Raw genomic sequence first — 12,919 nt, forward strand, 5'->3', positions numbered from 1 at the left:
CGGGTGCACAACCTGATTTCTTTCTGGACTCCCTCCCATGTCTCGCACTTCCCTTTTGGCCAAACTGGCAGTCTGCGCGCTGACCTGTGCGGTGGTGCCGCAGATGGCCTGGGCGCAGAACGCGCCCAGCCTGCCGCTGCTGGTGGGTTCGGGAGGCGGCGGCACCAATTTTTCGGTGCCCATCCAGACCCTGCTGTTCTTCACGGCACTGTCTTTTCTGCCGGCGATTTTGCTGATGATGACGGGCTTCACTCGCATCGTCATTGTGCTGAGCCTGCTGCGCCAGGCCCTGGGCACGCAGTCTTCCCCGCCCAACCAGGTGATCATCGGTCTGTCGCTGTTCCTCACCTTGTTCGTGATGGGGCCCACGCTGGACCGTGTCTATGAGGAAGCCTACAAGCCTTACAGCAGCGGTGCCATCACCTTCGAGGCGGCGGTGGGCAAGGCCGAACTGCCGATGCGCGACTTCATGCAGCGCCAGACCCGCCAGTCCGACTATGCGCTGTTTGCCCGCCTGGCCAAGCTGCCGGCGGACACCAAGATTGAAGATGCGCCTTTCCGCGTGGTGGTGCCGGCGTTTGTGATCAGCGAGCTGAAGACCGCGTTCCAGATCGGGTTCATGATCTTCATTCCCTTTCTGATTATCGACATGGTGGTGTCTTCCATCCTGATGTCGCTGGGCATGATGATGCTGTCGCCGGTGCTGGTGGCGCTGCCCTTCAAGATCATGCTGTTCGTGCTGGCGGATGGCTGGAATCTGCTGATCGGTTCGCTGGCCTCCAGCTTTGCCATCTAGAAGGAGCGTCCATGAATGCCCAGTCGGTACTGACCTTTGGCCGCGAAGCGCTGACCTTGCTGCTGATGATTTCCCTGCCCGTGCTGCTGACGGTGATGGCCGTGGGCCTGGTGGTCAGTATTTTCCAGGCGGTGACGCAGATCAACGAGAACACCTTGTCCTTCGTGCCCAAGCTGGTGGCGGCGGTGTTGGTGTTCCTGATCGCCGGGCCGTGGATGTTGAGCACGGTGGTGGACTTCATCCGCCGCACCATCGAAAACATTCCGCTGGCGCTGGGCTGACGCGCAGCGGCTCCCGGTTTCGGCACATTCTCACAGGCGGCACACGGTGTTTGGCTTCTCCGAGCAGCAGATCATGGCCTGGCTGTCGCCAATCATCTGGCCGTTTCTGCGCACATTGGCCATGTTCTCGGTGGCGCCGGTGTTCTCGCAAAGAGCCATCCCGGCGCGGGGCAAGGTGGCCATGGCCTTTGTGGTTGCACTGGGCGCCCAGGCCACGCTGATCGACCAGCCGGTGGTCAGCATCAACTCCCCGGACGCTCTGGGCACGGTGCTGCAGCAAGTCGGCGTGGGTCTGGCGATCGGTTTTGCCGCACGCCTGGCGATCGCGGCCGTGGAAGTGGCCGGGGAACTGGTGGGCCTGCAGATGGGCCTGAACTTCGCCTCTTTCTTCGATCCGGTCAGCAATGCGCAACTCAGCGCCATCTCGCGTTTTCTGGTGCAGATCTTCACGCTGCTGTTCATTGCGATCAACGGCCACCTGGTGGTGCTGATGGCGGTGATCAAAAGCTTTGACGCCTTCCCGGTGAACGGGCATTTCATGCAGTCAGTGGCGCAGATGCGCATCCACGAGCTGGGCAGTGCCATTTTCTCCAGCGCGCTGTGGATCGCCCTGCCCATGATGGCGCTGCTTCTGTTCGTGAACCTGACCATGGGCATCATCTCGCGCATTGCGCCGCAGATGAACATTTTTGCCGTGGGCTTTCCCGTCACGTTGACGGTGGGCATGCTGGGCATCACCGCCACCCTGCCGATGATGGAGCAGCCGCTGCTGCGCATGTTCGAGCAGGCCCTGGGCGTGTTTGGCGCGGTGTCGTTCTAGGCGTGGCGCGGCACGCCGCGGTCCTGCACTGGGCGGCGCGTGGCGGGACGCCATCAGCACGGCGAGCGCGCGCCAAGACAGAACGGCATGGTTTTTTCAAGCAATCCGCAGTGCATGCGGTGAGGCTACCTGTTTTTTGAGCATATCCGGCGGTGGGTGCAGGCCTGGTGCACCGTCGGGGCATCGTCGGCAGCGGCTCAGACCAGGTTGTTGCGAATGGCGTAGACCGTCAGTTCGGCATTGTTGGCCAGCTGCAGCTTTTCCAGCACCCGGGCGCGGTAGACGCTCACGGTCTTGGGGCTGAGCATCAGCTCTTCGGCGATATCGGTCAGCCGCCGGCCGGTGGCAATTTTCTGCAGCGTCTGCATCTCGCGCTCGGACAGGGTTTCGTGCAGCACCTCGGCCTGGGGCTGGGCCACGCTCTCGGCCAGCATCTGCGCGACTTCGGCCGTCAGATATTTACGCCCTTGCATGACCATGCGCACGGCCTCAATCAGCTGTACCGGGTCGCCCGCCTTGTTGGCATAGCCCTGTGCGCCGGCCTTGAGGCTGCGCAGCGCGTACTGGTCTTCAGGGTACATGGAGACCATGATGACCTTGATCTCCGGGTGGGTCTCGCGCACGCTGGTCAGCACTTCCAGGCCGTTGCGGCCGGGCATGTTGATGTCCAGCAGCAGCACTTCACAGGCGGCGGTGCGCAGGGCTTCGCGCAGCTCGGTATAGCTGGCGGCCTCGGCGGTGACGCGGATGTCGGTGGCTTCCTGCAAGGTGTCCCGGATGCCGCGGCGCAGCACGGCATGGTCGTCGCATAGCACTACTTGGATCACAGCGTTTCCTCGGCAAATTCAGCACCAGACGCCGATGGTAGTGGGATGGAGACAATGATGCTGCTGCCTTTCCCTATTTGGCTGCTGACATCCAGCCACCCCCCCACGGTGCGGGCGCGTTCGGCCAGGCCGCGCAGGCCGAACGCCTTGGGCTTATCGCGTTGGGCCGGGGCGATACCGCAGCCGTTGTCGCGCACTTCCACCGTCAGCACCCCCTCGGCGTCCGACATCTCGATGTGCACGGCCGTGGCCTGGGCGTATTTGGAGACATTGGTCAGCGCTTCCTGCGTGGTGCGGTAGGCGACCAGCTGGATGTTGGATGCCAGACTGTTGTGTAAAGGCGACAATCTCAGCGCCACGGGAATGCCGGTGCGGCGCTCGAACCCTTCGGCCAGCCACTGGATGGCGGCGGCCAGGCCCTGGTCCAGCACGGGGGGGCGCAGGTCCAGCATGATGCGCTGGCTGGCGCCCAGGGCATGCTGCAGCATCTCCAGTGCGGACTGGGCGTGCTGTAGCACCTGGGGCTGGGTGGCGGTATTGCGCGCAATCCATGACAGGTCGAACTTCACGGCAGTGAGTGCCCCGCCGATGTCATCGTGGATTTCCCGGGCAATGGCGGTGCGTTCCTGCTCGATCGAGGTCTGCAGGTGCTCCGTCAGGTCGGCCAGGCGCCGTTCCGATGCGGCCAGCTCGGCGGCTGCCAGCTCGCGTGCGCGCCGGGCGTCGTGCACTTCCAGGGCGCGCTCCAGCACGTGGGGCAGCCGCGCCATATCGTCTTTGAGCAGGTAGTCGGAAATCCCCAGGCGGATGGCGTCGACGGCCGCGGCCTCGCCAATGGCCCCGGACAGCAGGACAAACGGCGGGCAGGGTGATATCCGTTGTGCACCTTCCCAGGCGTCGATGGCGGTAAACCCGGGGAGGTAGTAGTCCGCCAGCACCAGATCATAGGGACTGGCGGCCAATGCCTCCAGGAAAGCCGGAAGCTGATCGACGCAATCGATCTGGCAGACCCGTTGCGCACGGCGCAAAGTCAGTGCTGCCAGTCGTTGATCGGCTTGTGAATCCTCAAGGTGGAGGATCAGGAGGGGTCTATCTGTTGGATCAGGACCCAGAAGGGGCGCTATCATAGGATACATCTTGGAACAAACGTGCAGGCTGGCGGTACGCTACAGCTTTGAAGTTAGGGCTCATTCCCCTGCACGTCCACAGCAGAGCCACAAGGTGATGCGCCTGCGCAGGCGCCCACCGGGTGAACTCCTGTCCAAGCTTTGCACCTGCCCCTGAATGGAGAAACGATGCATTCAACGCTATCACCGACCGGAGAACCTGCTGTTCAGGTGCCTGTCATGGTTGCGGCGGAATTGCAGGATTCCCTGTTGGTCGTCATGCGCGACCTTCATCGACTGGAAGGGCTCCTCAATCATGCCACGTCCAATTTGCTGGAACGGTTTTCTGAAGCCAACGGCCTGCTCTCGGGCACCGGCGCAGTGGACCGCAACGAGCTCGAAGCCGCACGCCATGCCTTGCGCAGCGCCGTCACGGAGCTGCAATTCCATGACATGGCCACCCAGTTGATCTGGCACACCACCCAGGTGTTGCAGGGGTGTGCGTTCCGGCTCGCGGCGGAGACCATGGGCGTGGAAGAAGGGGAACTGCCTTCGGAGCCTGCACAATCCATGATGCCGGAACGCCCTAACCCTGTGACCCAAAGCGAAATGGACGCGGGTTCGGTGGATTTGTTCTAAGACGCTGTCCTGTTTACTAATTCCAAAGTCAGTTGGAGCCCATACATGCAATCGATCCTCGCTGTAGATGACTCACCATCCATGCGCAAGATGGTGTCGTTCACCCTGTCCGGCGCGGGCTACAAAGTCGTCGAGGCCGTGGACGGCATGGACGCGCTGGAAAAAGCAGAAGCACAACAGATAGATCTGGTGCTGGCTGACCAGAACATGCCGCGTCTGGATGGCATCGGCCTCACCAAGAAACTGCGCGAGCATCCGCGTTTCAAGAACACCCCGATTCTGATCCTGACCACCGAGTCCAGCGACCAGATGAAGCAGGCTGGGCGCGCGGCTGGCGCTACCGGCTGGCTGGTCAAGCCGTTCGATCCGAACCGCCTGATCGAAGTCATTCAAAAAGTAATCCGCTAAGCAGCGGCGCAGCAGGCGATCACAGGAGCCTACATGGTGGACACTCATACAGATGCTGGGGGCGGGGCGGATTTCGACCTGACCCAGTTCTATCAGATCTTTTTCGAAGAAGCCGGGGAAAACCTCGACCAGATGGAGCAGATGCTGCTCAATCTGGACTTGTCGGCCGCCAACGATGAAGAACTCAACGGCATCTTCCGTTGTGCGCATTCGATCAAAGGGGGCTCTGCGACCTTTGGTTTCTCCGATGTGGCCGAGCTGACCCACAAGATGGAGTCGCTGCTGGACCGCCTGCGCCGCCACGAAATCACGCCCATCCCCGAGATGGTGGATGTGCTGCTGGAATCGGCCGATGCCTCGCGCAGCCTGCTGGCGCGCCACCAGGCGGGCGGTGAGGGCGAAGCCATGTCGACCTCCGATCTGGTGCGCCGCATCACGGAGCTGGCCGCCGGCAACGGTGCAGTGCCCGCTCCTGTGGCCACATCGATAGTGGCGGCCCCGGTGGCACCACCACCGCCCGCGCCGGCCCCGGTGGCCGCCGTCCCGGTGGGGGGGAACCGTGCGCTGGAGATTCGCATCGGTCCCATGGACAATCTGGATCTGGCCGATGCCATCAAGGAGCTGTTCCGCGATATCCCGGGCCTGGGCACCATCGAAGACCTGCCCTGTACCGACACCGGCTGTCGCCTGTTCGGTGTGCAGACCCAGTCCACCGATGAAGACCTGCTGGACCTGTTCGCTTTCCACGTCGCCAAGGAGCAGGTGCAGATCCGCAGTCATGCGTCCCAGGCGGCTCCGGTTGCTGTGGATGTCGCGCCGCAGACGGTGGCCGTGGAGTCTGTCGCTGCACCGGTGGAAGCCGCTGTGGCGGCGGCCGGCGACACGGTGAGCGGCAATTTCGGCATCTTCCCCGGTGCGCCCGGCGATCCGGAAACACGTCCTGCCCTGGCGCCGGCCAAGGCCTCTGCCGCGGCCAAGCCAGCGGTGGCGGCCACCATGGAGTCCACCAGCATCCGCGTGGCCCTGGGCAAGGTCGACCAGCTGATCAACCTGGCCGGCGAGTTGGTGATCACCCAGGCCATGCTGGCACAGAACAGCCGCACGCTGGATCCGGCCGCCAACCAGCAGTTGCTGGCCGGGCTGGCGGACCTAGACCGCAACACGCGTGACCTGCAGGAATGCGTGATGTCGATCCGCATGATTCCCATGTCCACCGTGTTCAGTCGTTTCCCGCGCATGCTGCGTGACCTGGCCAACAAGATGGGCAAGAAGTTCGACTTGGTGCTGCAGGGCGAAGCCACCGAGCTGGACAAGGGCCTGGTGGAAAAGATCACCGACCCGCTGACCCACCTGGTGCGCAACTCGCTGGATCACGGCATCGAAATGCCCGAACAGCGCATTGCGGCCGGCAAGTCCGAAGCGGGTACGCTGACCCTGGCGGCTTCCCACCAGGGTGGCTCCATCGTCATCGAAGTGCGCGATGACGGCCGCGGCATGAACCGCGAAAAGATTCTGCGCAAGGCCCGCGAGCGCGGCATGGACGTGTCGGACAGCCTGCCCGATGCCGATGTCTGGCAGCTGATCTTTGCCCCTGGCTTCTCCACCGCCGATGTCGTGACCGATGTGTCGGGCCGTGGCGTGGGCATGGACGTGGTGAAGAAGAACATCACCGCGCTCAACGGTACCGTGGAAATCGACTCCGCCGAAGGCGTGGGCATGCGCGTGGCGATCCGTCTGCCGTTGACCCTGGCCATCATGGACGGCATGTCGGTGGGCGTGGGCCAGGAGGTCTACATCCTGCCGCTGTCTTCGGTGGTGGAGTCCTTCCAGGTCAACCCGAACGATGTGAACACCGTGGCCCAGGGCTCCCAACTGGTCAAGGTGCGTGACGAGTACATGCCCGTGATCGCCATGGAAAAGACGTTCCGTGTGCCGCGTGCCGAAGGGGAAAAGAGCAGCGACATCATGGTGGTGGTCGAGTCCGACGGCAGCCGGGTGGCATTGCTGGTGGACGAACTGCTGGGGCAACATCAAGTGGTGGTGAAGAACCTGGAGTCCAATTACCGCAAGGTGCCGAATGTGTCGGGTGCCACCATCCTGGGTGATGGCACCGTGGCCTTGATTTTGGACACCATCAGCATGGTGAACCGGGCGCGTTACTGATACCGGATTGCAGGCGATCCACAACTAGCAAAGGCCAGGCCCCCAGCGGGCCGCCAGGAGAATTGAAATGAATGTGATGGGCAAAAATACCGAGTCTGCGGCCACCGGCACCCGCGAATATCTGACCTTCCGTCTGGGCCAGGAGGAATACGGCATCGACATCCTCAAGGTGCAGGAAATCCGCGGCTACGAGCAACCCACCCGCATTGCGAATGCACCGGAATTCATCAAGGGCGTGGTGAATCTGCGCGGCACCATCGTGCCGATCGTGGACATGCGCCTGAAGTTCAACTGCACGGAAGTGGAATACAACAGCTTCACGGTGGTCATCATCCTGAACCTGCGCAACCGCGTGGTCGGCATTGTGGTGGACTCCGTGAGTGACGTGATGGAGCTGGCGCCGGACGCCATCCGCGCGGCACCCGATATCGAAAGCGCCATCGACAACGGCTGCATTCTGGGCCTGGGCTCGGTGGGCGAGCGCATGCTGATCCTGCTGGACATCGAAAAGCTGATGTCCAACGTGGACATGGGCCTGGTGGCTCCGGCCGAGTAAAGGGCGCTGCGGCGGATTTGCTAGCCAACGGCCCGCCCTGTGGTGGGCTGTTGAATTTGAACGCCTTGCAGGCGTTGGGATTTTTTGACCCTTTCATCCATGCGTACTTCTGCTTCTTCGTTGTCCACGGATGCCGGGTCGGCATCCGGCATGCCGGCCTCCATGGGGGGCGGTGCTGCGCAGCGCGAGTTCGCCTGGACCAATGCCGATTTCACCCGGGTGCAGGCGCTGATCTACAAGCACGCCGGCATCAGCTTGCACGATGGCAAGCACGCCATGGTGTACAGCCGCCTGTCGCGCCGCTTGCGTGATACGCGGCTGGACAGTTTCGACGACTACCTGTCCTGGCTGGAAAAGCAGCCTGGCGATGCCCCGGAGTGGCAGGAGTTCGTCAATGCGCTGACCACCAATCTGACCTCGTTCTTTCGCGAGCAGCACCATTTCGAGATCTTCGCCCAGCACCTGCGCAGCAAGCAGCAGCCGTCGTGGAAGGTCTGGTGCAATGCTGCATCGACCGGGGAAGAGCCCTATTCCATCGTGATGACGGCCCAGGAAGCGCTGGGGGCCAACGGGCAGTTCAAGCTCACGGCCAGCGACATCGACTCCAAGGTACTGGCCACGGCATCGAACGGTGTCTACCGCCTGGACAATGTGAAGAACCTGAGCCAGGAGCGTCTGCGCCGCTTCTTCATGAAGGGCAAGGGGGGCAACGAAGGCATGGTGCGCGTCAAGCCGGAACTGCGCCGCATGATTGACTTCATGCAGGTCAATCTGATCAAGGACGACTGGCCCTTCCAGGACGCCTTCGATGTGGTGTTCTGCCGCAATGTGATGATCTACTTTGATGCGCCCACACAGCGCCGTGTGCTGGAGAAAATCCACCGCGTGCTCAAGCCGGGTGGCATGCTGTTTGTGGGACATGCCGAGAATTTCAGCGAATCGCGCGACCTCTTTACCTTGCGCGGCAAGACCGTGTACGAGCGTCGCTGAACGGGCTACGCCGGTTATTGGAACAAAGGTCCACCATGAATCCTCTGCGAAAAGGCGTACCGATGTCGTCCAATCCCTTGGGGGGCGGCTTTGGCTCGTCCCTTGCCTTTGGTGAGCGCCGGGGTCCTGTGCCCAAGATGGCGCCGCCGAGTGCCCCGGTGTTCCACCGGCCGGCGGTTGCTCAGCCGCCGGCGCCACCGTCGTCACTGGAGGCGCTCAAGCGCCGTACGCCCAAGCCGGGCGAGGCCTCGTTCTTCTATTTCGACCCGCATTTCCAGTTCAACGCCGTCAAGGTGTTGCCGGGCGAGTATTTCGTGACGGGCGAGAACATGGCCATCGTCACGGTGCTGGGCTCGTGCATTGCCGCCTGTCTGTGGGACCGCACCCTGAACATCGGTGGCATGAACCACTTCATGCTGCCCGATGGCGATGCCGGCGACGTCTCCGGTCGTTATGGCTCGTATGCGATGGAACTGCTGATCAACGAGATGATGAAGCTGGGCGCGCGCCGCGAGACCATGCAGGCCAAGATCTTTGGCGGCGGCCAGGTCATGGCCAACTTCACCACCATGAATGTGGGTGAGCGCAACACCGATTTCGTCACCCAGTATCTGAATACCGAGCGCATCCCCATCGTCTCCGAGGATGTGCTCGACATCTATCCACGCAAAGTGGTCTACTTTCCGACCACCGGCAAGGCCCTGGTCAAGCGCCTGGCGCATGCCCACCCCGAAGAGCTGGTGGCGCAGGAGCGCCGCGGCAATGCGGCCACCGTGGCACAGTCCAACGCTGGCGGCAGCGTAGACCTGTTTTGAGAGAGGTTTGAGGGAATGAGCAAGAAGATCCGTGTGATCGTGGTCGATGACTCTGCGCTGGTGCGCAGCCTGCTGGCCGAGATCATCAACCGACAAAGCGATATGGAGTGCATCGGCACGGCCAACGACCCGTTGATTGCCCGCGAAATGATCCGCGAACTCAATCCTGACGTGATCACGCTGGACGTGGAAATGCCACGCATGGACGGTATCGACTTTCTCGGCCGCCTGATGCGCCTGCGCCCCATGCCGGTGCTGATGATTTCCACGCTGACCGAGCGCGGTGCCGAAGTGACCATGCGTGCGCTGGAACTGGGTGCCGTGGACTTTGTGGCCAAGCCCCGCGTGGGGGTGGCCAATGGCCTGCAAGACCTGGCCAACCAGATTGTGGACAAGATCCGCGTGGCGGCGGTGGCCCAGGTGCACCGTGCGGTGCCCGCAGCCCGTCCGGCCATGGCGCCTGCGGCCAAGGGTGCTGCACCGGGTGTGGCTGCAGCCCCCGTGTCGTCGGCCACCCTGCTGGGGCGGCTGTCCACCGAGAAGGTGATTGCCATCGGCGCCTCCACCGGGGGGACCGAAGCCATCAAGGAAGTGCTGGTGCAGATGCCGGCCGACTCCCCGGCCATTGTCATCACCCAGCACATGCCGCCGGGCTTCACCACCAGCTTTGCAGCACGCTTGAACGGGCTGTGCCAGATCACGGTGAAGGAAGCCGTGCAGGGTGAGCGTATTTTGCCTGGCCATGCCTACATCGCTCCGGGCGGCAAGCAGTTCTCCATTGCCCGCAGCGGTGCCAACTATGTGGCCGTGGTCAATGACGAGCCGCCGGTCAACCGGCACAAGCCTTCCGTGGAAGTGCTGTTCAAGTCCGTCGCCGCCTGTGTCGGGCGCAATGCCTTTGGCGTGATGCTGACCGGCATGGGGGCAGACGGAGCCGCCGCGATGCGCGAGATGAAGGACGCGGGCAGCTACAACTATGTGCAGGACGAAGCCAGCTGCATCGTCTTCGGCATGCCACGCGAAGCCATCGCCCATGGCGCCGCCGATGAAGTGCTGCCGCTGACGCAGATTGCAGGTGCCTTGCTGGGCAAGCTGCGCACCTCACCCGACCATGTGCGCCACCGCATCTGACGTGGGCATCAGTCGGCTTGTTGTCCGAGGGTGCAGCAGCTGACAAACAAAAACAAAAGGGAGCTGATACAGCTCCCTTTTTGCATGCATGTTCCGCTGTGTATGCCAGCTCAGTGGCGCTGGATCGCCGTGTTCAGGCGTGGGATTGCTGGCAAACAGGCGCTGTCCGCACGCCTGCCGCCACGGGATCCGCTTGGGGGGCATAAGGCTCCCCCACAGGCCCATCCTGAAAGGGCGTCAGGCGGACAGCAGCTCCCAGCGCTCTAGTGCGGCCATCAGGGCCGCTTCGATCTCCCCATCCCGCAGCTGCAGTTGCACGGCGCGGGCGTTGTCGGTGGCATACAGGCTGCCATCGGCCAGGGCGGCCTGGATGGTGGCCTGCTCCGCCTCCAATGCCGCAATCTGCGCAGGCAGCTGTTCCAGCTCGCGCTGTTCCTTGTAGCTGAGCTTGCGCTTGGCGGCAGGAGCGGCGGCCGTGGCCGGTGCGCTGGCGGTGGCTGCTTCCTTGGCGGGGGCAGGTTTGGCCGCACCGGCCTTGGCGGCCTGTTCGGCCGCCGCCTTGCTGCGCTTGGACTGGACCAGCCAGTCCTGCACACCGCCTTCGTACTCGCGCCACTGGCCGTTGCCTTCGGCGGCAATGGTGCTGGTGACGACGTTGTCCAGGAAGGTCCGGTCGTGGCTGACCAGGAAGACGGTGCCGTCGTAGTTTTGCAGCAGGTCTTCCAGCAGTTCCAGCGTGTCGATGTCCAGATCGTTGGTGGGTTCGTCCAGCACCAGCACATTGGTGGGGCGGGCGAACAGCCGTGCCAGCAACAGGCGGTTGCGTTCACCGCCCGAGAGGCTGCGTACTGGCGAGTTGGCACGGGCCGGGGAGAACAGAAAGTCCCCCAAGTAGCTTTTCACATGCTTGCGCTGGTTGCCGATCTCGATCCACTCGCTGCCGGGGCTGATGAAGTCTTCCAGCGTGGCATCCAGGTCCAGCGCATTGCGCATCTGGTCAAAGTAGGCCACGGTGATGTTGGTGCCTTGGCGTACCGTGCCCCAGGGGCTTTCGCCGGGCTCGGGCGCCGGGGCGTTGGCGGGAGCCGGGTCGGGCTGCAGCTGGCCCAGGATGAGCTTGAGCAGCGTGGTCTTGCCGGCGCCGTTGGGGCCCAGCAGGCCGATCTTGTCACCACGCAAGATGGTGGCACTGAAATCATCGACGATCACGCGATCGCCAAAGGCTTTGCTCACGTGGGTCAGCTCGGACACCAGCTTGCCGCTTTTCTCGCCGCTGCTGACATCCATCTTCACGCTGCCCTGGGCGGTGCGGCGGGCCGCATGCTCGGTCCGCAGTTCCTGCAGGCGCACGATGCGTGCGGTGGCACGGGTGCGGCGGGCTTCCACGCCCTTGCGGATCCAGATTTCTTCCTGGGCCAGCAACTTGTCGGCCTTGGCGTTGATCACGGCTTCCTGTGCCAGCTGCTCGGCCTTGTTCGTCACATAGGCCGCAAAGTTGCCGGGGTAGGAGGTCAGCTCGCCACGGTCCAGCTCCACGATGCGGGTGGCCACGTTGTCCAGGAAGGAGCGGTCGTGGGTGATAAGCACAATCGCCCCCTTGAACTCCTTGAGCAGGCCTTCCAGCCATTCGATGGAGTCCAGATCCAGGTGGTTGGTGGGCTCGTCCAGCAGCAGCACATCGGGTTGTGTCACCAGGGCCTGGGCCAGTGCCACGCGCTTGCGCACACCGCCCGACAGGTTGCTGATCAGCGCATCGGCCTTCAGGTGCAGGCGTTGCAGGGTTTCCTCGACGCGCTGCTCCCAGTTCCAGGCATCTTGCGCCTCGATGCGGGACTGCAGGGCGTCCAGATCCACGTCGTCGGCGCCGGAAAGGTACTGATCGCGCAGCGCGGCGACTTCCGCCAGTCCGGTGGAGGCGGCCTGGAACACCGTGTGTTCCGGCTGCAGATCGGGCTCCTGTGCCACATAGGCAATGCGCACGCCCGACTGCACTTGCAGATTGCCGTCGTCCGGGTGGGCCAGGCCTCCCAGAATCTTCAGCAGCGAAGACTTTCCAGCGCCGTTGCGGCCGATCAGCCCCACGCGTTCATTGGTTTCCAGAGAGAAGCTGGCGTGATCCAGCAGTGCCACATGCCCGAAAGCGAGCTGTGCGTCCAGTAAGGTGATGAGTGCCATGTTGCCGCCATTATCCAAGGCAGCGCGCAGCGCTGCCTTGGAAAGGCTGTGGCCGGACTGCACCAGGATGGTGAAGATTCGGGATAACCCGGAAATCCCGTGCTATGATCCGTCTCCTGCCAAGTTGCAAGCCATCGGTAAGCAACGTAAGGAAGCCAAAAAATTTTCCGAAGTTCTTCAAATTTCGGCATACAATGCAAGGCTTCGCTGCT

14 protein-coding genes are annotated in these 12,919 nt (G+C 62.9%); 11 read left to right on the forward strand and 3 right to left on the reverse strand.

The genetic code is table 11. From position 1 onward, the window contains the following. The first annotated feature begins 37 nt into the window (after positions 1-37). The 3 genes from fliP (at position 38) to fliR (ending at position 1,897) form a co-directional block, all read left to right on the forward strand. Positions 38-796, forward strand: a complete 759-nt coding sequence (gene fliP, locus B3349_RS08625; RefSeq protein WP_414646866.1) for a flagellar type III secretion system pore protein FliP — start codon at positions 38-40, stop codon at positions 794-796. Positions 797-807: 11 nt separating this feature from the next. Further along, positions 808-1,077 carry a flagellar biosynthesis protein FliQ gene (fliQ, locus tag B3349_RS08630; protein ID WP_291588248.1) on the forward strand — a complete coding sequence of 90 codons (270 nt, stop codon included), beginning with the start codon at positions 808-810 and terminating at the stop codon, positions 1,075-1,077. A 73-nt stretch (positions 1,078-1,150) separates the two neighbouring features. Continuing rightward, entirely contained in the window at positions 1,151-1,897 is a 747-nt protein-coding gene (gene fliR / locus B3349_RS08635; protein WP_414646867.1) for a flagellar biosynthetic protein FliR, read from the forward strand. Between the two features lie 197 nt (positions 1,898-2,094). Here fliR and B3349_RS08640 read toward each other — a convergent pair whose 3' ends face one another. After that, complete coding sequence (locus tag B3349_RS08640) at positions 2,095-2,724, reverse strand: response regulator (RefSeq protein ID WP_291588250.1); 630 nt, start codon at positions 2,722-2,724, stop codon at positions 2,095-2,097. Then, positions 2,721-3,851 carry a hybrid sensor histidine kinase/response regulator gene (locus B3349_RS08645; RefSeq protein WP_291588251.1) on the reverse strand — a complete coding sequence of 377 codons (1,131 nt, stop codon included), beginning with the start codon at positions 3,849-3,851 and terminating at the stop codon, positions 2,721-2,723. The genes B3349_RS08640 and B3349_RS08645 overlap by 4 nt, the downstream gene beginning before the upstream one ends. Positions 3,852-4,019: 168 nt before the next feature. On the opposite strand from B3349_RS08645, the gene B3349_RS08650 reads away from it, so the two are divergent. From B3349_RS08650 to cheB, 7 genes are all read left to right on the forward strand, one after another. Continuing rightward, a complete protein-coding gene (locus B3349_RS08650; RefSeq protein ID WP_066541778.1) occupies positions 4,020-4,469 on the forward strand; it encodes a hypothetical protein in 450 nt (149 codons plus the stop codon). Between the two features lie 45 nt (positions 4,470-4,514). Continuing rightward, entirely contained in the window at positions 4,515-4,877 is a 363-nt protein-coding gene (locus B3349_RS08655; RefSeq protein ID WP_066541780.1) for a response regulator, read from the forward strand. Between the two features lie 33 nt (positions 4,878-4,910). After that, on the forward strand, positions 4,911-7,040 hold the full coding sequence (locus B3349_RS08660) for a chemotaxis protein CheW (RefSeq protein ID WP_291588252.1): 2,130 nt from the start codon (positions 4,911-4,913) through the stop codon (positions 7,038-7,040). Positions 7,041-7,107: 67 nt separating this feature from the next. Further along, positions 7,108-7,596 (forward strand): chemotaxis protein CheW, encoded by a 489-nt coding sequence (locus B3349_RS08665; protein ID WP_066541784.1) that lies wholly within the window; start codon positions 7,108-7,110, stop codon positions 7,594-7,596. Positions 7,597-7,746: 150 nt separating this feature from the next. After that, positions 7,747-8,586, forward strand: coding sequence for a CheR family methyltransferase (locus tag B3349_RS08670; RefSeq protein WP_291588262.1), 840 nt, complete (start codon positions 7,747-7,749; stop codon positions 8,584-8,586). 137 nt (positions 8,587-8,723) lie between these two features. Next, on the forward strand, positions 8,724-9,401 hold the full coding sequence (gene cheD, locus B3349_RS08675; protein WP_291588263.1) for a chemoreceptor glutamine deamidase CheD: 678 nt from the start codon (positions 8,724-8,726) through the stop codon (positions 9,399-9,401). A 15-nt stretch (positions 9,402-9,416) separates the two neighbouring features. Then, entirely contained in the window at positions 9,417-10,532 is a 1,116-nt protein-coding gene (gene cheB, locus B3349_RS08680; RefSeq protein ID WP_291588253.1) for a protein-glutamate methylesterase/protein-glutamine glutaminase, read from the forward strand. Between the two features lie 237 nt (positions 10,533-10,769). Here cheB and B3349_RS08685 read toward each other — a convergent pair whose 3' ends face one another. Beyond that, positions 10,770-12,707: an ATP-binding cassette domain-containing protein gene (locus tag B3349_RS08685; RefSeq protein WP_291588254.1), complete on the reverse strand. Its 1,938-nt coding sequence runs from the start codon at positions 12,705-12,707 to the stop codon at positions 10,770-10,772. Here B3349_RS08685 and B3349_RS08690 point away from each other — a divergent pair. Continuing rightward, the coding region (locus B3349_RS08690) for a hypothetical protein (RefSeq protein ID WP_291588255.1) at positions 12,706-12,919 on the forward strand (214 nt) is incomplete at its 3' end. The two genes, B3349_RS08685 and B3349_RS08690, sit on opposite strands and share 2 nt — an antisense overlap.

Source organism: Comamonas sp. UBA7528, assembly GCF_002479375.1.
In the GTDB taxonomy this organism is placed as follows: Bacteria; Pseudomonadota; Gammaproteobacteria; order Burkholderiales; family Burkholderiaceae_C; genus Comamonas.

What these genes read in the sequence shown, in the direction of transcription:
- fliP (WP_414646866.1), top strand. Translation starts at nt 38, where the DNA reads ATGTCTCGCACTTCCCTTTTGGCCAAACTGGCAGTCTGCGCGCTGACC.
- fliQ (WP_291588248.1), top strand. Translation starts at nt 808, where the DNA reads ATGAATGCCCAGTCGGTACTGACCTTTGGCCGCGAAGCGCTGACCTTG.
- fliR (WP_414646867.1), top strand. Translation starts at nt 1,151, where the DNA reads ATGGCCTGGCTGTCGCCAATCATCTGGCCGTTTCTGCGCACATTGGCC.
- B3349_RS08645 (WP_291588251.1), bottom strand. Translation starts at nt 3,851, where the DNA reads ATGATAGCGCCCCTTCTGGGTCCTGATCCAACAGATAGACCCCTCCTG.
- B3349_RS08650 (WP_066541778.1), top strand. Translation starts at nt 4,020, where the DNA reads ATGCATTCAACGCTATCACCGACCGGAGAACCTGCTGTTCAGGTGCCT.
- B3349_RS08655 (WP_066541780.1), top strand. Translation starts at nt 4,515, where the DNA reads ATGCAATCGATCCTCGCTGTAGATGACTCACCATCCATGCGCAAGATG.
- B3349_RS08660 (WP_291588252.1), top strand. Translation starts at nt 4,911, where the DNA reads ATGGTGGACACTCATACAGATGCTGGGGGCGGGGCGGATTTCGACCTG.
- B3349_RS08665 (WP_066541784.1), top strand. Translation starts at nt 7,108, where the DNA reads ATGAATGTGATGGGCAAAAATACCGAGTCTGCGGCCACCGGCACCCGC.
- B3349_RS08670 (WP_291588262.1), top strand. Translation starts at nt 7,747, where the DNA reads ATGCCGGCCTCCATGGGGGGCGGTGCTGCGCAGCGCGAGTTCGCCTGG.
- cheD (WP_291588263.1), top strand. Translation starts at nt 8,724, where the DNA reads ATGGCGCCGCCGAGTGCCCCGGTGTTCCACCGGCCGGCGGTTGCTCAG.
- cheB (WP_291588253.1), top strand. Translation starts at nt 9,417, where the DNA reads ATGAGCAAGAAGATCCGTGTGATCGTGGTCGATGACTCTGCGCTGGTG.
- B3349_RS08685 (WP_291588254.1), bottom strand. Translation starts at nt 12,707, where the DNA reads ATGGCACTCATCACCTTACTGGACGCACAGCTCGCTTTCGGGCATGTG.